Origin of the sequence: Micromonospora sp. NPDC085948, assembly GCF_040686315.1 — a bacterium.
In the GTDB taxonomy this organism is placed as follows: Bacteria; Actinomycetota; Actinomycetes; order Mycobacteriales; family Micromonosporaceae; genus Micromonospora.
Map to the genome: position 1 here is coordinate 837,251 of NZ_JBFBJW010000001.1, position 21,014 is coordinate 858,264.

The 21,014-nt window shown below is 67.3% G+C and carries 19 protein-coding genes and 2 pseudogenes; 9 read left to right on the forward strand and 12 right to left on the reverse strand.

Translation table 11 applies throughout. The features are described 5' to 3' along the window. Positions 1 to 136 precede the first annotated feature (136 nt). Together AB0O48_RS04075 and AB0O48_RS04080 are read left to right on the forward strand one after the other, a co-directional pair. Positions 137 to 1,720: a hypothetical protein gene (locus AB0O48_RS04075; protein WP_365062820.1), complete on the forward strand. Its 1,584-nt coding sequence runs from the start codon at positions 137 to 139 to the stop codon at positions 1,718 to 1,720. Beyond that, positions 1,717 to 3,366 carry a UvrD-helicase domain-containing protein gene (locus tag AB0O48_RS04080; RefSeq protein ID WP_365062822.1) on the forward strand — a complete coding sequence of 550 codons (1,650 nt, stop codon included), beginning with the start codon at positions 1,717 to 1,719 and terminating at the stop codon, positions 3,364 to 3,366. The genes AB0O48_RS04075 and AB0O48_RS04080 overlap by 4 nt, the downstream gene beginning before the upstream one ends. Positions 3,367 to 3,531: 165 nt before the next feature. Here AB0O48_RS04080 and AB0O48_RS04085 read toward each other — a convergent pair. The 3 genes and pseudogenes from AB0O48_RS04085 to AB0O48_RS04095 all read right to left on the reverse strand — a co-directional run. Continuing rightward, positions 3,532 to 4,087, reverse strand: a pseudogene (locus AB0O48_RS04085) (transposase family protein); the annotation flags it as partial. Between the two features lie 243 nt (positions 4,088 to 4,330). Further along, positions 4,331 to 5,590 (reverse strand): ATP-binding protein, encoded by a 1,260-nt coding sequence (locus AB0O48_RS04090; RefSeq protein ID WP_365062824.1) that lies wholly within the window; start codon positions 5,588 to 5,590, stop codon positions 4,331 to 4,333. A 10-nt stretch (positions 5,591 to 5,600) separates the two neighbouring features. Continuing rightward, positions 5,601 to 6,266 (reverse strand): hypothetical protein, encoded by a 666-nt coding sequence (locus AB0O48_RS04095; protein ID WP_365062826.1) that lies wholly within the window; start codon positions 6,264 to 6,266, stop codon positions 5,601 to 5,603. 103 nt (positions 6,267 to 6,369) lie between these two features. Between AB0O48_RS04095 and AB0O48_RS04100 the strand changes: the two genes are divergently transcribed. Together AB0O48_RS04100 and AB0O48_RS04105 are read left to right on the forward strand one after the other, a co-directional pair. Then, on the forward strand, positions 6,370 to 6,570 hold the full coding sequence (locus AB0O48_RS04100) for a hypothetical protein (RefSeq protein WP_357195084.1): 201 nt from the start codon (positions 6,370 to 6,372) through the stop codon (positions 6,568 to 6,570). A 37-nt stretch (positions 6,571 to 6,607) separates the two neighbouring features. Beyond that, positions 6,608 to 6,886 carry a hypothetical protein gene (locus AB0O48_RS04105; protein WP_365062829.1) on the forward strand — a complete coding sequence of 93 codons (279 nt, stop codon included), beginning with the start codon at positions 6,608 to 6,610 and terminating at the stop codon, positions 6,884 to 6,886. 192 nt (positions 6,887 to 7,078) lie between these two features. On the opposite strand, the gene AB0O48_RS04110 is transcribed toward AB0O48_RS04105, so the two are convergent. From AB0O48_RS04110 to AB0O48_RS04120, 3 genes are all read right to left on the reverse strand, one after another. After that, positions 7,079 to 8,554 (reverse strand): hypothetical protein, encoded by a 1,476-nt coding sequence (locus tag AB0O48_RS04110; RefSeq protein ID WP_365062831.1) that lies wholly within the window; start codon positions 8,552 to 8,554, stop codon positions 7,079 to 7,081. A gap of 1,389 nt (positions 8,555 to 9,943) precedes the next feature. Then, a complete protein-coding gene (locus AB0O48_RS04115) occupies positions 9,944 to 10,588 on the reverse strand; it encodes an NAD(P)-binding domain-containing protein (RefSeq protein ID WP_357572071.1) in 645 nt (214 codons plus the stop codon). Positions 10,589 to 10,636: 48 nt separating this feature from the next. Beyond that, positions 10,637 to 10,981: a helix-turn-helix domain-containing protein gene (locus AB0O48_RS04120; protein WP_357241014.1), complete on the reverse strand. Its 345-nt coding sequence runs from the start codon at positions 10,979 to 10,981 to the stop codon at positions 10,637 to 10,639. Between the two features lie 361 nt (positions 10,982 to 11,342). On the opposite strand from AB0O48_RS04120, the pseudogene AB0O48_RS04125 reads away from it, so the two are divergent. Together AB0O48_RS04125 and AB0O48_RS04130 are read left to right on the forward strand one after the other, a co-directional pair. Beyond that, a pseudogene (locus AB0O48_RS04125) lies at positions 11,343 to 11,456 on the forward strand (hypothetical protein); the annotation flags it as partial. A gap of 748 nt (positions 11,457 to 12,204) precedes the next feature. Further along, on the forward strand, positions 12,205 to 12,498 hold the full coding sequence (locus AB0O48_RS04130) for a hypothetical protein (RefSeq protein WP_365062833.1): 294 nt from the start codon (positions 12,205 to 12,207) through the stop codon (positions 12,496 to 12,498). Positions 12,499 to 13,100: 602 nt separating this feature from the next. On the opposite strand, the gene AB0O48_RS04135 is transcribed toward AB0O48_RS04130, so the two are convergent. Beyond that, the gene (locus AB0O48_RS04135; RefSeq protein WP_365062835.1) at positions 13,101 to 13,439 is read right to left on the reverse strand and encodes an SH3 domain-containing protein; all 339 of its coding nucleotides are present in this window, start codon (positions 13,437 to 13,439) and stop codon (positions 13,101 to 13,103) included. A 344-nt stretch (positions 13,440 to 13,783) separates the two neighbouring features. Here AB0O48_RS04135 and AB0O48_RS04140 point away from each other — a divergent pair, with 344 nt between their 5' ends. Next, entirely contained in the window at positions 13,784 to 14,011 is a 228-nt protein-coding gene (locus AB0O48_RS04140; protein WP_365062837.1) for a hypothetical protein, read from the forward strand. A gap of 104 nt (positions 14,012 to 14,115) precedes the next feature. On the opposite strand, the gene AB0O48_RS04145 is transcribed toward AB0O48_RS04140, so the two are convergent. Then, on the reverse strand, positions 14,116 to 14,721 hold the full coding sequence (locus AB0O48_RS04145) for a short chain dehydrogenase (protein WP_357241005.1): 606 nt from the start codon (positions 14,719 to 14,721) through the stop codon (positions 14,116 to 14,118). Continuing rightward, positions 14,718 to 15,650 (reverse strand): helix-turn-helix transcriptional regulator, encoded by a 933-nt coding sequence (locus tag AB0O48_RS04150; protein ID WP_357241002.1) that lies wholly within the window; start codon positions 15,648 to 15,650, stop codon positions 14,718 to 14,720. The genes AB0O48_RS04145 and AB0O48_RS04150 overlap by 4 nt, the downstream gene beginning before the upstream one ends. A gap of 44 nt (positions 15,651 to 15,694) precedes the next feature. Here AB0O48_RS04150 and AB0O48_RS04155 point away from each other — a divergent pair, with 44 nt between their 5' ends. Both AB0O48_RS04155 and AB0O48_RS04160 read left to right on the forward strand, forming a co-directional pair. Then, complete coding sequence (locus AB0O48_RS04155; RefSeq protein WP_357572068.1) at positions 15,695 to 15,886, forward strand: hypothetical protein; 192 nt, start codon at positions 15,695 to 15,697, stop codon at positions 15,884 to 15,886. A gap of 93 nt (positions 15,887 to 15,979) precedes the next feature. Next, complete coding sequence (locus AB0O48_RS04160) at positions 15,980 to 17,305, forward strand: sugar efflux transporter (RefSeq protein WP_357572067.1); 1,326 nt, start codon at positions 15,980 to 15,982, stop codon at positions 17,303 to 17,305. Positions 17,306 to 17,439: 134 nt separating this feature from the next. Here the strand turns inward: AB0O48_RS04160 and AB0O48_RS04165 are convergent, their stop codons facing one another. The 3 genes from AB0O48_RS04165 to AB0O48_RS04175 form a co-directional block, all read right to left on the reverse strand. Next, positions 17,440 to 17,784 carry a DUF1801 domain-containing protein gene (locus tag AB0O48_RS04165; RefSeq protein WP_357240996.1) on the reverse strand — a complete coding sequence of 115 codons (345 nt, stop codon included), beginning with the start codon at positions 17,782 to 17,784 and terminating at the stop codon, positions 17,440 to 17,442. Between the two features lie 237 nt (positions 17,785 to 18,021). Further along, entirely contained in the window at positions 18,022 to 19,974 is a 1,953-nt protein-coding gene (locus AB0O48_RS04170; RefSeq protein ID WP_357572066.1) for a serine hydrolase domain-containing protein, read from the reverse strand. Between the two features lie 356 nt (positions 19,975 to 20,330). Beyond that, positions 20,331 to 20,981, reverse strand: coding sequence for a CGNR zinc finger domain-containing protein (locus AB0O48_RS04175; RefSeq protein WP_357572065.1), 651 nt, complete (start codon positions 20,979 to 20,981; stop codon positions 20,331 to 20,333). Positions 20,982 to 21,014 lie beyond the last annotated feature (33 nt).

A 21,014-nucleotide genomic window follows, 5' to 3' on the forward strand; every position in this document is an offset into this window, starting at 1 on the left:
CGTCGTGCGCGCACTCAGGGTTCGCTTGCAGCGCTTCCGCGGCTTCGTCGACTTGGAGCTGTTCCCGGCCGAGCACGCCGTGGTGGTAGGAGAACCGAGGGCAGGTCGCACCGATTTGATCACTGCCTTGCGGCGGGTGCTTGATCCGCGTAGCACCAACGCCCGTCCCAACCTGCTCGACGTGCACCGACCGGTCCCGACGCCGGACGCGGAGGATGAGCTGACCGAAGTCGAGGTCACGCTGGTCGAGCTCGACGATGCGGTCGCCCAGGAGCTCGACGACCGGTTGGAGCTGATCGATCCGGACACCGGTATGCCGGCGGAGGAGGCCCGTGCCGACAAGGCGGTCATGGGGCTGCGGTTGTGCTACCGGCTGCGCGTCGACCAGGCCAGCGAGACCGCCGAGCACTGGGTGGAGTATCCGAAGAGCGGCCTGCGGGCACCTCGCGCCGAGCGTAACCTCGTCGCGGCGATCGTGCTAGACCGGCGTGCTCCGCTGCAGCTGCGCCCGGACGGGACGTTCCGGCGCCTGGTCTCCGACGCCGACAATCCGGACCTGCTTGCGGCGCTGGCGGCGTTGAACACGGATCTGGCCGACGCGACCGACCGGCTGACCGGCAGCAACAGCATCCGAAAGACGATCGAGGAGGTTCTCGGAGCCGGCGCGGCGCAGTTGCTGCAGATGACCGGCACCGCCCCGGCCGGCGACATCGGCTTCGCCGCCGATGACGGCTCCGTCTCGGCGATTCTGCGGGCTCTACAGCCCACGCTGGCCCTCGACGCCGCCGGCCCACTGCCGCTCACGGCGCACGGCTCCACCACAACTGGGGTGCTGGCCGCTGCCGAGGCGGTGGTGTCCGCGTCGGCACCTGGCGCGATTGTGCTCGCTGACGACTTCGGCGACGACCTCGACGCGGCGTCTGCGGAGTACCTGGCCTGCTTGCTGCGGCGCAAGGCCGGACAGGTGTGGCTGTCCACCCGCCGCCCCGACGTGGTCCGGGCGTTCACGCCTGAGGAGATGATCCGGCTAACCCGCAGCCACGGTCACCGTCAGGTCCATCAGTTGGCGCCCGGCACCGGCCGCAAGGAACGCTCGGCCCGCCGCCAACTGCACCTGCTCCTGCTGCCGGCGATGACAGCCCGAACCGTGGCGCTGCTGGAAGGCGCGCACGACTTAGACGGCTACACCGCCGTCGCCGACCGCCGGCTGCGCCGGAGTGACGTGGCACCGCCGGCCGCGTCCGGTGTGCGGATGGTCGCCCCGGCCAACGGCGACGGCGGCAAGGATGAATTGCCCAAGCTGGCCCGCCTCGCCAGTGAACTCGGCTTCCACGTGCGCGTGGTGCTCGACAACGACAAGCCCGGCGCCGACGCCGCCCTCATCGCCGAGCTCACCGGGGTGGTCGAGCAGGTGATCCAACTGCCCGAACGCACCTCGGTCGAACGGGCACTGACCCACGGCGTCGAACCGACCCGGCTGCGGACAGCGCTGCGCCAGCTCGCTGACGACCACGACTTGACCGGCATCAACGTTGACACGATCGACGACAAGGATCTCGAAGGCAAGATCATCAAGCAGTTGAAGGCGAAGGGTGGGCTGCACCAGCCGTACGTGGAGGCGCTGCCGCCAGGTCAGGCACCGCCACTAGCCAGAAAGGTCCTCAACACGCTGTGCAAGCCGGTCGGCGCGGTCGGACTGGTAGAGCTGGCGCTGCCGTGACCCATCAGCCTGACCCGACGCAGCGGCAGGTCGTCGACGCCGAAGATCCCGTCCTGCTGGTGTGCGGCGGTGCCGGCACCGGCAAGACCACAACGGCCGCGGCAGCTGTCCGAGCACACCTGCAACGCCTCGACGACCATCACGCCGCCACGGCCGTCCCGCGCCAGCGCACCCGCCGGCCGACGGCTCGGGCGCTGTTCCTGTCGTTCTCCCGCTCGTCGGTGGCACAAATACTCGACCGCACCGCTGAGGTCCTCGGCCCTTACCAGCCGCGAGTTGAGACCACCACCTTCCATGCCTTCGCCTGGCGGATGCTCGCCCGCTGGGGTGGGACGATCGGGCTAGCCGAACCGAGGATGCTCAGCGAGACCGAAGCCAAGCTGTTCCGCGTCCGCGACACGGTCCGCTACCGGGACATGCTGCCCCGCGCCCTTGAGCTGTGCGCCGTGCCGGCCGTCCGCGAACACCTTCAGGCCCGCTGGTCGATCATCGTCTGCGACGAGTTCCAGGACACCGACGACCGGCAGTTCGAACTGCTGACCACCATCCGCGGCGACGCCCGGCTGTTGCTGCTGGGCGACCCCAACCAGTGCATCTACAGCGAACTGCCCGACGCCGTCGGCGTCGGGCCGGAACGGCTCGACACTACCCTCGAGCTGCCCGGTGCCCGGCGCATCGACCTGCCCGACGTGTCCCACCGCGACCCCAGCAACATCCTGCCGGCCGCGGCAGCCGCGATCCGTCGCCGCGAGTTCGACCATGACGCCGTCACCGCCGCCCTGGACACCGGACGACTACACATCCGGGCGGGCCTGCCGACCGATCGGGAGGCGGAGGTCGTCGCCGGCGTCGTCGAGCAGCTGCGGGCCGAAGGGCACACCGTCGGGGTGTTCAGCCATCACGTCGACGCCACCACCGGCCTGTCCGACCAGCTCACCGGACTCGACATCGCCCACGAGGCCATCGGCCTGCCGGAATGCCTGAGCTCGGCCCTCGACGCGCAGCACGCGATGGTCCAGTTCGCAGGCGATGTCGCCTCCTGGACGCGGGTGCTGCAACGTCTCGCGGTCTTCGTGACCAGCTCGGTACGTGGCAAACAGGTTCCGGACCTGGCTCGGATACTCCTTGGCCAAGTCCCTGCGCCCGCGACCCTTGAGCGGCGTCTGAACAACCTCCGCCAACACCTGGACGGTGCCGGACCGTCCGCCGCTGTGGTCCTCGCCGCCGAGGCGCACGACACTCTTGGACTGCCCCGCAGCGGCCGTCACTGGCAACGCGCCGCTCAGCTGCTGCAGCCGCAAGTCGTACGTCACCTGCGTCGGCACGGCGACCCGGCCGAGGCGTTGGGAGCCCTCGACACCGCCATCGCCGCGTACCGCACCGACCTGCTCACTCACGTCACCGGTGAGCCGGCCGCACCGGTGCAGCTTATGGGGCTGTACCAGACGAAGGGACGCGAAGCCGACTCCACCGTCGTCGTCCTGCGCAGCAACGACTTCTACGGACCGGAGCGCCACGAGCCCTTCGAAACCGGCTCTCGCCTGCTGTACGTGGTGCTAACCCGCGCCCGCCACAAGACCATCGTTCTGCTCTTCGGTGACGACCCAAAGCCGCTCGTGGCACCACTGGTCAAGCTGGCCCGCTGAGCCGCGTCCGCGCCCAACCGATCGAGTGATGCCGGTCCGGGGACCAGACCGGCCCGACGAGTGGGCTGACCTCATTCGTAGCGCCCACCCGGACTGCACCGGATCAACAAGCCGGCTATGGGCCTGGCCTAGGTATCGGCTCGACCTGTCTGGCCGGTTCTTTATCCCCCGAGCGCCCTGGTATCCCTTGTCCGCGTTGGTCAGCGCGTCGATGATGCCATGGATGCGGGCGGCGGTGAGGTCGTGTGCCGAGCCGGGTAGCGCTGCTGAGGCCCACACGAGCCGACCGGCGGCGTCGGTGAGGACCTGGACGTTGACGCCATGGCGCTTGTGTTTGCCTGAGTAGTACGGCTTCTGGTCCGCCACGCGGTCGATCGGAATCAGCGTGCCGTCCAATCGCGTACGCCAGGCGGCGGATGCGCCTCATCGCGGTGGCCAGGTCCTCGGCGCCTGCGGCGAGCAGCATGATCGCCTCCCGGACGTAGCACCAGGCGGTGGCGACATCGACGGCGATCCCGGCGGCGAGCCGGGCGTAGGTGTCGCCGTTGCGCAGGTGCGCCAGGGCGAGCAGCGCCTGCCGGCCCGGGCCGAGGCGCCGCCACCGGGTTCGGTGCTGGGTGCGGTGCGCTCGGATGCGTTCGGCGAGGTGGTTCAGGGTGCGGCTGGACAGCGGGATCGTGGAGAGGTAAGACAGCGCAGGCGAGGCTCTCGGTCGGGGCATCTAATCTTGGTCGACTGCTGTCTTACCTGGCCCCTCACCCTCATCGATCTCCGAGCTCGCCGCACCCACCCTGAGCTGCAAGATCAGCTTGGAAAGGCTCCAAGGGCTGATCATTCCGACCCGGTGTGAGTCGCTGGGCGTGCGGTAGCCGCCGATCGGTGGTCGGCTTGCTCCTGTAGCGGCGACGGGGAGCTACGGATCAGATGGTTAGGGGTTCCAGCCCCTTTGGGCCGCCCCACACGATCAAAGCCGTGACGAGCGGAGACGCGGGCGGGTCACTGTCTGCACGTGGGCGATGCCACCCTGGTTCAAGCAGTCAAGCGCCAGGTCGTACACCTGCTGGTAAAAGTCTGCCGACTCCGCGTCTGCTCGTACCGTCACCTCGATGGGCGTGTACTGGGCGAGGGGAATGGTGCTGCCCGCGTACGAGAAGTTCATCCCGTCGGTGGTCCAGATCTGGAGCCGCTCGGTCTTGTTCCACTCGAACCGGACCCTGACCTCGTACTCACCGAGTCCCAGACGGTCGCTTGCCTCACGGATCAGGCCCATAAAGTCTGCGATCGCCACCTCGACGTCTCGCGACTCGACGACATGGTCATCGTTGTACTCCGTGCTCGAACGCCGGTGACCGCCGACCGCTGCCGCGAGGCTCACTGAGCCGTTGTCGTGGATGCTGATCCAGGCTTCCTTCCAGCGTTGGCTGTCGCCGTCGCTCATGGGTCTAGCCGTCCATCGGCGGAGCCCGGGGCGGGGGTTGTTCCGGTCGACGTTCTCAATCGGGTGCAGGCTGCCTCGCCCGACGTAGACGAGGGCGTTCTTGCTCGCCTCCTCGAACGCCATCCTGGCTGCCGTCTGATCTGGCCGGTTCGTGAGCGCCGACGGCAGTCGCGGGTGCGCTACTGCCACGATCCAGGCGGGGCTGTCGGGTGAGCGCATGGCGGCCGACTCGGCGTAGAGCTTGTCGAGCACCTCGGTGGATCGCCGGCGTTCGTCGAAGCGCGCTCGGTACATCGCCTCGATCTGACGCTCTTTCATCCAGACGGTGTCTGCGTCGTTGCGGATGGGTGCGCCGAAGTACTCCTTCTTGTAGATCAGATGCGGGCCGTCGACACTGGGTGGGATCACGACCACTACGCACTGGTTGCCCGGTTCGCCGAGCTGAAGTACCTCGAGCCCGAAGACCGGCGGGCTGATCGCCGTCACGGCGGCGCTGCGCAGGCCGCGCTCATAGACCTCAGTCAGCTCGCCGGTGTCCTTGCGTCCGGTGGCTGTCTTCTGTGCTTCGGTGACGCCGAAGACCAGTGTGCCGCCACCGCTGTTGGCCATGGCAGCAACGTCCTTGGGGAAGTCGGAGTTCGGGATCGCGCTGAGCGGCGGCAGCTCGGATTTCCAGTCCAGGTCGTCCGTTTCGCGGAGGCCCTGAGCGATGGCGCGGTCGATCATCTCGCCTGTGAGCGGACCGGACGGATCGCCGAGGTAGCGATGGAGCGATGTGAAGGTCATCGAGGTACACCTACCAATTGCGGCTGGTCAGGTAATCCGATTCCGGTGTGGTCACCAGCGACCTCTGCGACGTTTCGAACTTGTCGAGGATCTTCTTAAGCCTCTCGATGGTGTGCTCGGACTTGGACTGTCGGGCGTACGCGAGCACCAGCTCGCGGTCGTAGGCACCAGCTGCTGCGAGATCCTTGAGGAAGCTGAGGGTCACGAGCTCATCGGTGCCCTTGGTCCAGCCGTTGTATCCCTCGGACACGATGCCCTCCAACACCTTCGAGATCTCGGCGCTCAGACCCGCGTCCATGACCTCGCCAGTGACGACGTTGTACGCGCCACGAAGCCTCGCCCAAGCGTCAAACTCGCTAGGGATCCACTCGACGAGCACCACCACGCTCCGATCCAGGCGCTGGATCTTCTCCATAACCTTGTAGGTCGGGCACCAGGCAAGGACCACGCCGCCATCTTGTGGGTGGCCGCTCCGCTCGGTCACGATGTCGAGCTTGGCGAGTTCGGGGTGGTGAGTCGCCGAGTTCTTGTCGGGCGCTACGACCGTCAGATGGGCGCTGCGCTCGCGCGCTACAGCAAGGCCGAGCCGCTTGCCAGGCTGGATCGTGTCCGTTTCGGTGCCACGCGGCACGTAGATGTAGCGATGCCTGAGCACCTCTTCCAGCTGGCCCGACACAGCAGCTCCCTCCAGGTCGTTCTGCTCAGGGAGGCTAGACGGCACCTCCGACAGTTCCAGCACAGCCCCGAACAGGCCCGGAAACCGTCACCGACCAGCCGCCTTGGTCGTCCACCTCAACGGACTCGCCGTCAACGCCGCCCTCACTGAGCTCGTCGCCTGGCTCGCCGGTGCGCGCCCGCCCGCCGCCTGGCTCGACATCGACCTGCTCGGCACCACCAAGCGGCCCGGCATGCAGATCGGCCCGCGGCACACCGGCGATCGCGACCCTGGATGCGTCGACTGCGGCGGTTCAACCACATGAAGACCGCCGTCGCGAAGCTCAATGACACACCCACATCGTGACCCGGCACGACGCCATCATCGACGGACATCAAGGTGGCCGTCATCAGCCGCCTCACGTCGGCCAGGCAAGCGCGAAGCCGCCGGTCGAGCAAGACGGACATTGGAAGGAGGTGAGAGACATGGCGAAGAACACCGGACGCGGACACCGCGTCGGCGCGGTCAAGAAGCGTAGTGAGTTCAAGGTCGGCACGACCTGGTTCAAACACGACACCACCACCGGCCGCATCCTCAACGGCAGCGCGAAGCAGCACAAGGGCGTCTGCAACGAGAAGTGACAGGCCGCCGGCGGCGCTTCCGGGTGCCGTCGGCTGCCTATCCGCCGACGGCACCGCGCCGCCACCTGCACCGATCGACTCTCTCTACAGATCGGGGGACGGGGCGAGTCCGGCGATGAGCCCGAGCACGAGGCCCAGCACCAGTAACGAAGACCACTTCAGCTCGAGACCCGGTTATCCCAGGTGCAGCCGTTATGCCACGCCAGCGCAGCAGAACTTGTACTTGCGACCGCTGGCACATGCGCACGGCCGGTACGGTCCCTCCTGGTACGTCGAGGCGTTCCCGTCCACCGATGGCCCGCCGGGGACGAAGTCGACCAGCATCGAGCCGGAACTGACGACAACGTTCATGCCGGCCTCCGCCGGGATGCCCCAGTTCCGGTCACCCGGTTGGTCCGGCCCGGGGATGGCCGGCTGGTCACGGGCGGGCAGTTCGCGCGCTGCCCGGCGACCGTGCCGCGCCAGTGTCGTCCAAACGGTGGCGGAGGTCTGGTTCTGGCCGGCTTCGAGTTTCCGCTTGACCATTTCGATGATCGTGGTGGTGGCGACGGCAGCCGCGCCGCCGGTGGGAAACATCGTCTCCGCGACGATGCCGGCACCGAGGGCGAAGGCGTCTCCGCCGTACCGGACGCCGATGCGCGACAGCGCTCCCCGGTCGGCGTCCCGGCGGGCGGCGTCGACCAGTGGCCGCAACGTCGCATCCTCGCGGTCGCGCAGGTACGTCGTGCGTTCCCGCGGCGGGGCGGCGGGCAGCTCGCCGTACGTCTCGTAGAGCTGGCGGCGGAACTCGCCGAAGTTGTCGTCGTCGTGGACGGCGGCAACCACCTTCGCGTTCAGACCGTGGAAGATCGGGACGTCCGAGGCGATCAGCAACTGGGCCACCCGTGCTTCAGCGGGGGCGAGGCCGGCACCCACCCGATCGCACAGGAACTCCTCGAACGGGAATGGGGCACAGTACGTCGCACCGGTCTGCGACGCGAACATAAACTCCCGTGCGAAGTAACGCACGCCGTGCTTGATGGCGGCACGTAGCTGCGTCTCCCGGTCACCTCCGGCGAAGACGAACGTTCCTCGCAGGTTGTCCGCCGTCGCCACGTCAGCTGGGGTGAAGCGGCTCGTTACGGCGTAGGGATCGGTGATCTGCTCCATGATCGCGGCGATCAGATCGCGCACCTGCGCGTCCTCGCGTCGGTGCAGCGCAGCGGCCGGGACGATGCTGACGATGCCGCGCTCGACCAGCGGCTTGAGAGCGAGCAATCCCGGTACGGCATTGCCGAGGAAGGCGCGCGTCTCCGCGACGTTCGCCCGGCCGTCCTCGCTCAGGTATCCCGGCCGCCCGGCCATCGGACGCTCCAGGTAGTACTGGTCGGCCGAGAACCAGTCCGAGATCGGATCACGGACGACGACGTGCCGGGCGTAGAGCAGAGACGTCAGGATCAGATCGCTGGACTCGACGTAGAACGGGTTAGCCGACGGCCATCCGCCAAGGTAGGTGGCCTCACGCGCCGGTGCGGCGACGGCCGCGTCGCAGTAGCGGCGGACCTCCTCGCCGAACGCCATCAGCTCGGTGCCGGGTACCCGGGAGAAGTCCACGCGGCCGTCGCGGCCCGCGTAGTTCTCCACCACATCGATGATCGAGACCACGATGACGAACATACGTTTGATCACGGGGTTCAACCAATACCAGGTACGGCATCGCATACTCACGGGTGATCGCCAACCGGAACGGCGACGCGCACCGGCGACCACGAGCAGCGTCGAGAATCGGCGGCCGCGCCGACGCTGCTCTCCGGTGCCCTCGGGCGGCTCACGGCGTATGCCGCCACCATCTGGTCGGCCGTCACGGCGGGCACGGGCCGGGCGACGACGCCAGGCGAAGTCGCAGAAGGGTCGACCCGAGTAACTCGCAACGGCAGTTACCCAGCGCGATGGTGCTCCGATGGTGCTCGGATGTTCAGCACCTGACTGGTACGGAGCGAGAAGAATCAGCACGCCCCCAACCAGGCGCTCGTGCTCGGGACACGCTTCAACACGCGTCACATCCGCATGCCGCTGACCAGGCATAACTCTACGGCCCTCATCAGCACGAACAACCGCCAAACAACACCCACGACCGGACGAGTCACGGAAAGTAAGAGCATCTGATCCGTGCGGACTACGGATCAGAATGCTCGAGTCAGAGTTCCATCGCATGGTCAGGGGCAACGAGGCACTGTCCACCGTGGTCCTTCGCTCGCGGTTAGACCATGGCGAACGACGCCTTACTGATCTTTAGCAAGCGATCACAGCAAGGCCCCGCTGCGACCGGCAAACGCAGGCAGAAGACGGAAAGCCGCAGGTCATCACCCTTCGGCCACAAGCGAAGCCTCGGGTTAGGAAACCGATGCTCTATCCCCTGAGCTACGGGGGCGCGAGTGCTCAGTGTAACGACCTGCGGGTCGACCCGCGTTGGCAGGGAGTGACCCGCGTTGACCTGCGTTGACCCGGCGAACCGCCCGACCGACGACTACACGGCGACCACACCGGGCCGGTCGGCGACCATGATCATTAACTAGGGCCGACCTGGAGTGGCACGGATTGACCCGGGGTGACCTTCGGCTATGTGCGGCTGCCCATCGACGAGACCGGCCTGCGCGTCGCCCCGCTGTACACCGAGCCACGGGTGGCGGTGCTGCCCGCCGGCCATCGACTCGACAGCCGTGTTCTACTCCCACCCGGAAGTCAGCTATGTGTCCGTCACGGACCTGGCGCCCGACCAGGTGTGCCTCGCGGTGGCGGCATTCCGCACCTCACCGGTGGTCAGCGACTTCCTCGCCACGACCCTCGGCCACATCCATCGATGGTCACGATGGCGACGCCGACGCCAGCACCGCACCAAAACAGCCCACTACCAGCGAAGATGCCGACTCCACCAAATGCGGCTGGAGTACTAAGCACGGGTCGTCCTTCGGCCCGGAACGCCCGCTCATACTTGACGACTGCGCGTCCGAGTAGACACATCTCGACGGGCTGCCCGATAGCTCTGCGGCTGTGGCCAACGATGTGCCGGCGATTCAGCTACGCATCGATGCTGTGGGTGGCCCGATCCACGAGGTTGAAGACCGTGTACGGATCACGCCCGCCGAACAGCAGCGAGATCACGATTGCTGCCATGGCCTCGAGGTGGTGCGCGTGTCGGAGGTCGCCGATCGGCAGTGGTTCGCCGCCAAGGTCGGTGATGAGCTGCCGGGTCATGTCCAGTGCGGCGGAATGTTCACCGCAGTAGGGGACCACGAGACGGCGATTGTCGAATACCGGCGGTTCCATCTGCCACACGAGCGCCTGGCAGAGGTTGAACGCCTTGACGACGTGACCGCCGGTGGCCGACTCGATCTGCTGTGCCATCGACCGGCCGGGTTCGGTGACCAGTGTGAAGTGTTCGATCTCGACTGGGTTGTTGCAGTCGACGATCGGTTTGCCGCGCAACCCGTCACCGATCTCGGCCAAGGTTGCCGGCATGCCTTGGTAGAGGACCGCGATCAGCGCGATGTCGCCGAACTCGGCCACCTCCTCGAAGCTGCCGGCGCGGGCGCCCCACTTACGGGCCAACGCGTCGGCCTTGACCGCCGTCCGGCCCGCGATCATCAACTCGTGGCCGGCCGCCGCCCATCGGGTGCCGAGCGCATCGGCCATCACTCCGGCACCAAGAACACCTATCTTCATGACAGCGACGTTAGACAGCCGTGGGGCACTATCCGGTTCCCCGCCTGGTCAGCTGCCGTCGTCGACGGCAAGGTCGTCGGCATGGTCCTCGGCCCACCGAGCGAGGACCGACACCGGCCCGAGCAGGCTCTGCCCGAGGTGGGTCAATCGGTACTCCACGCCCGCAGGCGCGGTAGCCAAGACTCGTCGCTCCACGAGGTTGTTGCGCTCCAACTTGCGCAGTGTCTGAGTGAGCATCTTCTTGCTGATCCCGCCGATTCGATCGCGAAGATCGCTATAGCGGTGCGGACCACGTCCCAGCCCGAACACCACGACCACCGACCAGGTGTCAGCCACCAGTTCCAGCGTCGTACGGGCAGGGCAGTCAGCGAGAAACACGTCGTAGTCACTCACGCAACGCCCACCTTCGCTTCTCGTCATGCCCTCCGGCGGTCAGCCCAGGGCCTGCTCGAGCATGGCAGAACCGCTTGGCGCAGTCGGCCGTCGCATCCTTCGCTTCCCCACGCTCGCCGCCAAGGCGGGGCGGCGGTGTCCGTAGCCGCGATGAGCGCACCTTGGTCGATGTCCGCTCGGGCGACCCGTCGTCACTCGGCATTACCGTGATCAGTGACCCGCCTTCGGGCCGAGGGCAGTGCCATGGGAGGACGTCAGCAACAGCCGGCACGACAGCGGCTCCGTCGACTGCCTCAAAGCCCCTGTCCCAGGGTTCAACACATCAAGATCGACGTCATGCACGTGAAGGATCCCGGCTGGGGAACCAGTGACCGTGGAGCGGGACCTGGCCCGGTTCAAGAGGGGCGTGGACCAGCGCTGGGGCGAGCTGGTGTACGACGGCCTGTGGTTCTCGCCGTTGAAGGACTCACTCGACCCCGTCGCCTGCTCGAACGGGGCATACGGGCTCAACAATGCCCAGTCTCCCGGGGAATAGTGCACGGGCGCGATAACACCCTCCCACCAGTACTGCGCACGACCGGCTGACCGAGCGTCCGGCGGGGCGGCGCCTTGCCCGCGCGGGAATTGAGCTGTCCGTGTTCACTGCCGCCGACGTCCGCAGTACGCCGGGCCGCGGAAGCTGATCAACATGCTGAACTCACCTCACGGATTGCAGCTGTGATTGCGCGCTTACCACGCAGCGGCTCTGACGGTCTACGCCTGCGGTTGAGCTGGCTCGGTATCCGGACACAGCCGATGAGCGTGGACTCGCGGGCGCGCTGTGTGGGAGAACGCCTCATGCTGTGACGGAAGTTGCGTGACCGTCGCCCTACCGTCTGTTGCAGGTCGTCCGGTCCGGTCCCCCCGTGCCGAACGCGACCGGGCGGCGGCGGTTGAAGCGACCTGCGCACGCCGGTGTGTGCCAGCACCGCCGCCGCCCAACCCGCCATTGCGGGCGGGGGCGGACCTGGGGTCGCCCCCGCCCCTCCCCGGGCAGGAGGGGCCAGACGGATGTGGCCATGCAGAGGTCGACGTGAGCGCCCGGTACCGCTGTTGGACCAGACAGGCCCGGCCACCCTCTACGGTCGGCCACCCGCTGCGCCGCCGGCCCGCCCTTCCGACGCGGCAACACCGAACCCGCCGCCCGCCGGTGATGCCAACGACACCCGAACGGACTCGCCGCGGTGAACCGCCCCGTGGTCATGGCCGGCCTGAAGCCGCAGAAACCGATCGAGCACGCACCCAACAAGCCCGGGTGGGACTGCCTTCAGTACGAGCAGCCGTGGCCCTGCGCGCCAGCGAAAGTGACGCTGTCGGAGCTGTATCAGGGAGAGGCGCAGGGCCTGGCCATGAGCTTGGCCGGCTACTACTACGACGCGGCGAATGACCTCCCTGGTACGCCGCGAGAGGAGTTGTATCAGCGGATCGTCGCCTGGTCCCGCCCTACCTGTTCGAAGATTCGGTTCGCGCGCAGATGATCCGCACCGCGAAGGCGATCATTGACGATCACTGGCCGAACCCGGACCGGTGCCCCATCTGCAACGTGGCCGCGTGGCATAGCCCGCAGCAACGCGGCCTACTACCTCGAAGTCGTGGGTGAGCCGGTGTACGAGCCCGAACTGTTGACCCGGGCGGCCTGAAGCATTGGTGCGCGGGTTGCCGATCCGGCCAACCCCTGGATCTGGGGCACGATTGCGCTCGGGTGATGGTCGTTGATGGCCGGGAGGTGCCGTGCTGCTGCCCCGAGCCGCACGCACCACCCGGTGATCTGGTTGTCGCGAGCATGATCGCGGACCTGCACCGCAACGACCGTGCCTGTCACCAGTGCGCCCCCGACGGCTGCGAGCTGACCGATTGGAGCCGACCCCGGTTGGAGGCGTTCCGGCGGGAAGTCGCTGCCCGCCGTCGATGACCCTGGGACGACGAAAGGCGCCCCGCTCCACCGACCGCGATGTGCGGCTTGGCGGAGCGGGACGCCTTGGTTTTCGAGTCAGGGTTTGCGACCAACTTCAGAATCCGCCACCCGGATTACCTGTTCAAGGCGGCATGACGACGCACTAGGCACCCTTTGTGGACCGGATTAGGCGCAAGAGAAAGTAGTTCCGCCATACTCCAGATAACCCTCCCAGACCCAGCCGTACACGGTATTCCGCGTACGCAGGTAGGTCCAGTAGCCGCTATCGTCATCGCCCCAGCGCCAGCAATGGTAGTCGACCTTATTGCCGACGCTCGCAAAACCCACCACCCCACACTCCCGGCTTGGGCCGCTGCGAAGGTGGACGCTTTCGGTGAAGTGATATCCGTACGGATTGAAGTCCTGGTCCGGCCCCGTACGAGACTGGCAGGCTGCCGACACTGCTGCGGCTGACGCAGGAGTTGTGACCCCCGCCAGCAGGCGCCACTGTCGCCCTCCGCCCATCGATGAGATTCGAAGCTAGCCCGCTTCGATTGTGACCTCAAGACAACGAGGCCGCTATCTCTGTCCCGAACAGTCCCGAACACGCCTCGGGCAGCCATCAGTCCGCATGTCGCCGCCGGCAGTGGCCGTTCGTCTCGTTTGCTGTCCACCAAACCCGGAGCCCGTCAGACAAGAGCTTGGGGCGACGGTCGTGGGCAATACCAACCTTCGATTTGCCTGTCGCAGACGGTGAACGGACGGCGGAAACCCCGACAAGAGGCTGTCACTCCTCCGCCTCGACCTCTCGAACCGTCGCCGCTACCGACTGCACGGCGTTGGCATTCCAATGGTTCTAATACCCGACGTTGCCATCAGACATCACCCGGGCGATCCGGGCAGCGGTACCGCTCGGCGCAGTGCTCGACGGTGAGCTGATCGTTTTCGAGCGCGGGCGCACCAATTTCGCCCAGTTGCAGCGGCGCGTCACCGCCGGCCGCGGACTTCTCCGCCTGGCCCACGAATGCCCCGCCCACTACGTGCTCTGGCAGGGAGTGACCCGCGTTGACCTGCGTTGGCGCGACACCCTGTTCTGATCGACACCGATCGTCAGCGGCTCCAGTGCCACTCGGACGGGCGGCAGCCCGGCGCGTTCAGCCGTGATGATCGTGACGACGACGTGTGAGCGCGAGTCGCGTGGTCAGCCGTACGCCCGGATGATGCGGCCGGTGTCGTCACCTTCCACGCAGTGCAGGTAGTGGCCGACGAGTTCGTCCATCGGCACCGGACGCATGCCGGGGAAGTGTTCGGCGAAGGCGTCGAGGGAGTCGCCGATCATCGTGGGGCTGACCACGTTGATCCGCATACCCCGCGGTAGCTCGATCGCGGCCGACAGGCCGAAGCTGTGCAGGGCGCCGCTGATGACGCCGCCGCCGGTGACGTGCGGCCATGCTTGGTCGGCGAAGATACCGGAGGTCAGGGTGAACGAGGCACCGTCGGCGCAGTGGTGCTGGCCGGTGAGAACCAGATCTGCCTGCCCGAAGAACTTGGCTCGCATGTTTTCGAACAGCGCGTCGGATGTCAGCGTCGTGAACTCGTCGAGCGCGCCGTGCGCTGCGATGCTCACGACGCTGTCGACCGCCCCGACCTCGCGGTACATGGCCTCGATGGTCGAGTGCGAGGTCAGGTCGACATGGACGTCACCCGAGGTGCGTCCGGCCACGACAACGTCGTGGCCGCGCGATCGCAACGCGGGCACCAAACGTCGCCCGATGGTGCCGGCGCCGCCGACGACGACGATCCTCATCGTGCTTCCTCCTTCCGGGACAGGGTTCCTGGCGCGACGCGTCGTACGAGGCTCTGTGCCAGCAAGGTGAGCGCGTCGGCATCAGATGTGCCGGGACGCGCGTAAAACAGGCCGATCTGCTGGTCATCGTCAGGGAGGGTGACCGTCTCGTTAGCCAGAGTCACTCGCCCGACGATCGGATGGTCGAGTTCTCGTAGGTAGTACGAGCACGTTCGGACGGGGCGCCGCGCCCACATTCGCGCGAACTCCGGGCTGTCGACGGCGAGTTGGCCGACGAGCTGTTCGAGCACTGGGTCGGCCGGGTGCCGCGCAACCGCCTGATGCAGGGCCGCGACGGTGACCTGCGCCTTGGCGTGCCAGTCGCAATACAACGCGCGATGGTGCGGGTCGAGGAACAGCATTCGGGCGATGTTGGGCCGAATCCGCAGGTCCGGGGCGTCGACGTCGACATGGCCGGCCAGCAGAGCGTGTCCGAGGCGGTTCCACGCGAGGACGTCGGCGCGGTGATCGATCACGATCGCCGGTGTTGCAGGCAGGGCGGCGAGCAGTTCACGTACTGAGGGCCTGAGCTTGCTTCTACGGGCACGAGGACGAGTCGGTCGTCGCGGAGCAGCAAGGATCCGCAGATGTTCGTGCTCCGCCGGAGAGAGCTGCAACGCCGCGGCCAGCGCGTCGATGACGGCGGCAGAGGCGCTACCGCTGACCCCCTGCTCCAGTCGCGTGTAGTAGCCGATACTTACCCCGGCGAGTTCGGCCAGCTCTTCCCTGCGCAGTCCCGGGACTCGCCGACGAGTGGCGCCGGGCTCGATACCCGCAGCGTCTGGCGTCAGGCGTTCGCGCCGGCTACGTAGAAAGCCGCCGAGATCGTTCGTGCCTTTGTTGACCACCAGCTCATCGTCGCGCCGATCGCCGATCTCCGCCTGCCCCAAACAGGGACACCTTCGCGGACCTCCGCGTGTTGCCTACTCCTCCCATGAACGGCCCTTTGCACACGGGTAAGATCAAGAATGAGCTGGCGCCGCAGGGCGTGGACGAAGTTCCGGCCGCGGAGAACACCGCCGCCGACGCCGTCAGACTCACCGCCGACCAACTCAAGCGCCTCGACTCGCTCACGCCCGCCGGCGCCCGCCACGACGAGGCCAACATGGCCTCGATCGACCGCTGAGCTGAGTACGGCGGCAGACGTGGGTGTGACATTCAGGTCCAGGCGCGTTGTCCTGATGAGTACGCCCATGCCCCACGCAACCTCGGAGAATTCGTGTCAGAAGCATCAGAGCAGGGCCGAGGTGGTCGTCATCTCATCGCTCTCGGCATCGTCTTCATCGCGGTCGGATTGTCCGCCGCGATGGCCACTCCCTACCTGACTCTGTTTCTCGACGAAGCGCTGCGTGCTGACACCGCTCGCATCGCGGTGTTTCTTGCTGCCGCACCGATCAGTGCCGTGATCGTCGCCAGCCTGTTCGGCCGCCTCTCCGACCGGTTGCCCCACCGCCGTGGCATTTTGCTTATCACCGCACTGGCCGGTGTCGCATCGAGCGGGCTCTCCGCGATCGTCCGTAACTACTGGCTCTTTCTCCTCATCACCGTGACGCTGACCGCCGTCGCCAACGCGGTGATGCCCCAGATCTTTGCCTACGCCCGCGAATCACTGGGCGGCGGTAGCAACGTCGCGATGCAGATGAGCACGTTCCGCATGCTCTTCTCCGTCTCCTGGGTGGCCGGTCCACCTCTTGCCTCGCTGCTGCTGGCCGCCGGCGGCTTCGCGATGACCTACGCCTTCTCCGCACTGATGTACGTCACGGTCGCCGTCGTGGTCCTGGCGGTCCTGCGGCGGCGACAACCGGCAACAGCCGAACATGATCACCTGCCGCACGCGGTGGAAGCCGCTACCTGGCACCCCGCTATCTGGATGAGCGTGGGCGCCTTCACGCTTCTCTACGCCGCCAGCAATCTCGCCGTCCAAGCCCTACCCCTGTTCGTCCTGCGCGAGCTCGACGCGGGCATCGGCAGCGCCGGGCTGCTCCTGGGGCTCTGCGCAGGTTTGGAGATACCTCTCATGATCGGTTTCGGGTATCTCGCCACCCGCGTCCCGATACACCGGCTGCTCGTCATCGGCACTGGTTGTGGCCTCGCCTACATGGTGTCGGTTGCCTACGCCACCGATGTCTGGCAACTCATGGCCGCGCAGCTACTCAACGCGGCGACGGTCGCCGCCGTCGGTGGCCTCGGCATCACCTATGTCCAGGACCTGCTGCCCCGTGAACGGGGACGCGCCTCGACGCTGTACACCAACACCATCCCGATCGGTGCCCTCCTCGCCGGCCCCGTCCTCGGTGCGGCACAGCAAACCGGCTACCGCGTGTCATTCGTCATCGGAGCGTTTCTCTATGCCGGCGCAGTACTGCTGCTGTTCCTCACCAATTTCCTGAACAGAACTCGCCTGCCCAAGACGCCCGGCCCTGCAACTCCCGTCATCGACCAGCGAGGCGCCGGACCGGACAGCACCGACAGCGACGCCCCAACGGAGGATTGGTCTGGCACGGCCTCATCCGGCGCCAAGGAGTTCACACGGCACGTGTCCTGATCACCGGATCCACCGACGGCATCGGCCCGTGCCGCTGCTGAGCGACGACCACGAGGTCGTCGTACACCGGCGGGTGCTGGAACGCCGGACCGGCCGGACGGACGCCGGCCGGCACGATCGCGGCACGTCGGCAGCTACAGGCCAGCAGTGGTCTTCTCCAGGATGCCGGCGAGTGCACCGAAGTCGACGTCCTGCCCTTCGGTGATGTCGACGGTCTTGCGCTCCCCCTTGCCCATCGCCCGGAGGAAACCCTTTACCTCGGGTACGTCCGTCGCGTTGAAGACCATGAACGAGACCTTGGCCTTGGCCACCGCGATGACGGCCGCGTAGTGGCCGTTCTTGAGGTAGTGCGGCTTGCCGTACTGGAGTCGTTCGTCCACGCCCGGAACCGTCTGGTCGATCATCGCGCGAAGCTTCTCGCAGACCTCGACCTGCCACGGCTGCGCCTTGTTGATGTACTGGGTGACCTCGTCGTTCACTAATTTCTCCCTCATCGGTGCTCGCTGGTCTTGCACACGTGCCGTAGCCGAGGGTCGGTGACCGCCTCGCTCCCACCCTGCAGTGCCAACCGCCTCGGGCGAATCCTCCCGCGGTACCCCCCGGTCCGTCTGCCCCGTTGCGGGCTGAGCCACGTCGGCAATCTCTCCAGGCAGCGACTCAGCCACCTTGCGGTGCCGCCCGGTGATCGGGTGAGCTGCGGCGTGTGCCCTGCGCCCTCAGCCGATGGGGGTTCCGATCAGGTTGTAGGTGAAGGCCACCATCAGATAGCTGATGGCAGCGACGGTCGTGATCGTGTACGCCATTCGGCCCTGGACGGTCCACCATCGCCTGGCCCACGCCGCTCCCGTGCCGGCGATCATCACCGCCGTTGTCGCCACCGCTATTGCGTTCAGGGACAGCAGGACCGTCAGCACCACCGAGCCGAGCACGACCGATTCGGTGAGGGCGTTCATGTCTGACGCCAGCACGGCGAGCCAGCCGATGAATACCGTCGTCAGTCCGCCGGTGAGCCACGCTGCTACCCGCGCCGCTTGCGCCCAGCGCGAGTGCGCCGGCCTGCCCTTCCGCTGTCGTACCAACGCCAGGATCGGGAGCCAGAGGAACGCCACCAGCAGGACCATCACGCCGGCCCCCAGCATGATCTGGTGCAGGGTCGGCGACGAATACCAGGCCAGTTTCGTGAAGGCGACCGTCGGGTCGTCCGACATGAACAAATTGCCCTTGCCGTCGAAGGCGATCTGAGCCTGGCCGGCTTGCTCCTGGAACAGTCCCGTGCCGATCGGGTACCAGTGCTGGTCGCCCGCGTTCGGATTCAACGACAGACCGCTCGTGGTCAGCGAGCCGCCGGGGGCCACGGCGACGGTGACCGTCGAGAGCAGCGCCACCACCTTCGTCACCTGGGTGTGGCTGATGCGGTTGACCCGATAGTTTCCCGCCAGACCGGACGTGTCGATCCCGCTGACCGCCTTCGGTGCTGGACTCGTGTCCGGGACGTAGCGGTCGACGATCTGGTGGATGAGGTCCCTGCCGCTCCAGCTCGCGACGCCGTTCGTCCCGTCGCCGTTGTAGACCACGTAGATCCCGATTTTCTGGTCGGGCAGCATCGCGAGATTGGCGTGGAAGCCCGGGACGTCGCCGTTCTTGAACAGCAGCGGCTGTCCGTTGCGCGGCGCCTGCTGCAGCATCCAGCCCATCCCCGGCAGACGCGGGTCCATCGTGAAGTGCTGCTGCCGCAGCGATTGGGCGACGCCCGCGCCGAGCCGTGGGTCGTCGGCCATCTGGGCGATCATGAACGTGCCCATGTCGGTCGCGGTGGCCACCGTGCCCGCCCCGGTCGGTGACCACGCGCCGTACTGGCCCTTTTCGCGGACCTGACCGCGACCTACGGGACGGTAGCCGACCGCCACGTGCGCCTGGATCGCGGCCGGATGCGGCTGAACGAATGTCGTGCCGCTCATCCCCAGCGGTCCGAAGACGTGGTCCTGGACGTACTGTGCGAACGGCTGGCCGGAGACGACCTGCACCAGATATCCGGCCAGTGCGACGCCGTAATTGTCGTATCGCGCCAGGGTTCCCGGCGGGCGGACCCGGTGGGGCTGGTGCGCGGCGAGGTATTCCCCCAGGGCCGGCACGGCTGCGGGGTCGGCCACGGCGACCCCCCGCGGGTCGTCGTCGAAGCCCGCCGTGTGGGTCAGCAGATCCGCCACCGTGACCGGGTGCCCGGGGTAGGTGTCGCGAATCTTGAAGGCCTTGAGGTACGTGTTCACGTCGGCGCTCGGATCGAGTTTGCCCTGGTGGATCAGCTGCGCGGCCGCCGTCGCCGTGAAGATCTTGGCCACCGAGCCGGTGAAGAACACGGTCGAGGCCGCATCGACAGGCGTTCGGGCGGGGACGTTCGAGACGCCGTATCCCTTGGCGAAGACCTGCTTTCCGCCGGCTACGACGACGACCGCAGCGCCAGGGATCCGGTCCCGTGCCAACTGGGTCGAGACGACCTGGTCCACCAGCTGCCCGATACCGGTTAGCTCGGAGGCCGGTGCTCCCGCCGGCGCCACGGCAGGGTAATCCCGGGTCACGAGCGCCGCGGAGGCCGCCGAGAGAGGAACGAGCGCCAAAGCCCCAGCGCTAACCCCGGCGACCAGCATGCGCATCGGGCGGGTCAGGTGCATACCCCGAGCCTTCCGAAACGGCGGCCGGATACCGATCATGCTGGCACTCGTCTACGGGGTAGGGCTATCCCTACCGAGCCGCCGACCGAGCGTCCGATATGGACAAGGACCACCCGGGATGTGGACCAGCCGCCAACCCCACCCCACACAAGGCGGTCGGGCCGAGGTGGAGGTCGGGCGGCGATCCGGCAGGGCGCGGTTTCGCGGAGCGGCCGCCGCCGGAGGCCGGTCCGGAGTTCATGCAGGCCCTGTTGCAACGGTTCCGGATGAGCTACTACAGGTTCGTCGACGAGAGCGGCTGAGCCAGGATGTCCACCGGCACGACAGGCCGCTGACCCGCCACCCTTCGTCACTGCCTACGGGCCGGCTGTCCGGGCGGCACGGCGACGTTCGGTGAGCCGTCGTGCCTTTACCGCGTTACCGCAGTCGGCCATGCGGCACCAACGGCGGGAACCGCTGCGGCTCCGGTCGAGAAACAGCCAGCCACAACCGCCCTCGAGCACCGGGCAGCGGCGTACCCGGGTCAGGTCGGCCGTCAGCATGACATCGAGGGCTGCCGCGGCGATCCGGTCGGGCACCACCATGGCCGGCACCGTGCCGTAGGTCAGCCGCACCCGCGACGAGTCGAGCACGAATCTCGCTCGGGCGGCAGCGCCGGACCAGCGCTGATGGAGTGCGACCAACGCGGCTCCGGCCGCGACCGGGTCACCTGCCGTGCCCGCGTCCGCGTCGGTGATCGTCGCGAGCAGCACGAGATGCAGCGCCTCACGAATGTCCCGGACGGCGACCACTCCCGCGTGCGCCGCCGCGGGCTCGTCGCGCCACGCACGGCCAATCTCGTCGACCTCCGCGTCGCTGATCACGCCCACCCGGACCGACCAGCGCAGCAGAGCGGAGCTGTCGGACAGGAAGTCGTGCGGCGACGCGCCCCCTCGCTCACGTGTGTTGACCAGATCGAGCACAGGGTGCCCACCAACCAACGGTAGCTGGCACACATCGAGGGGCATGCCGAGAGGCTACCATCTAAGCCCTCCGGGGCG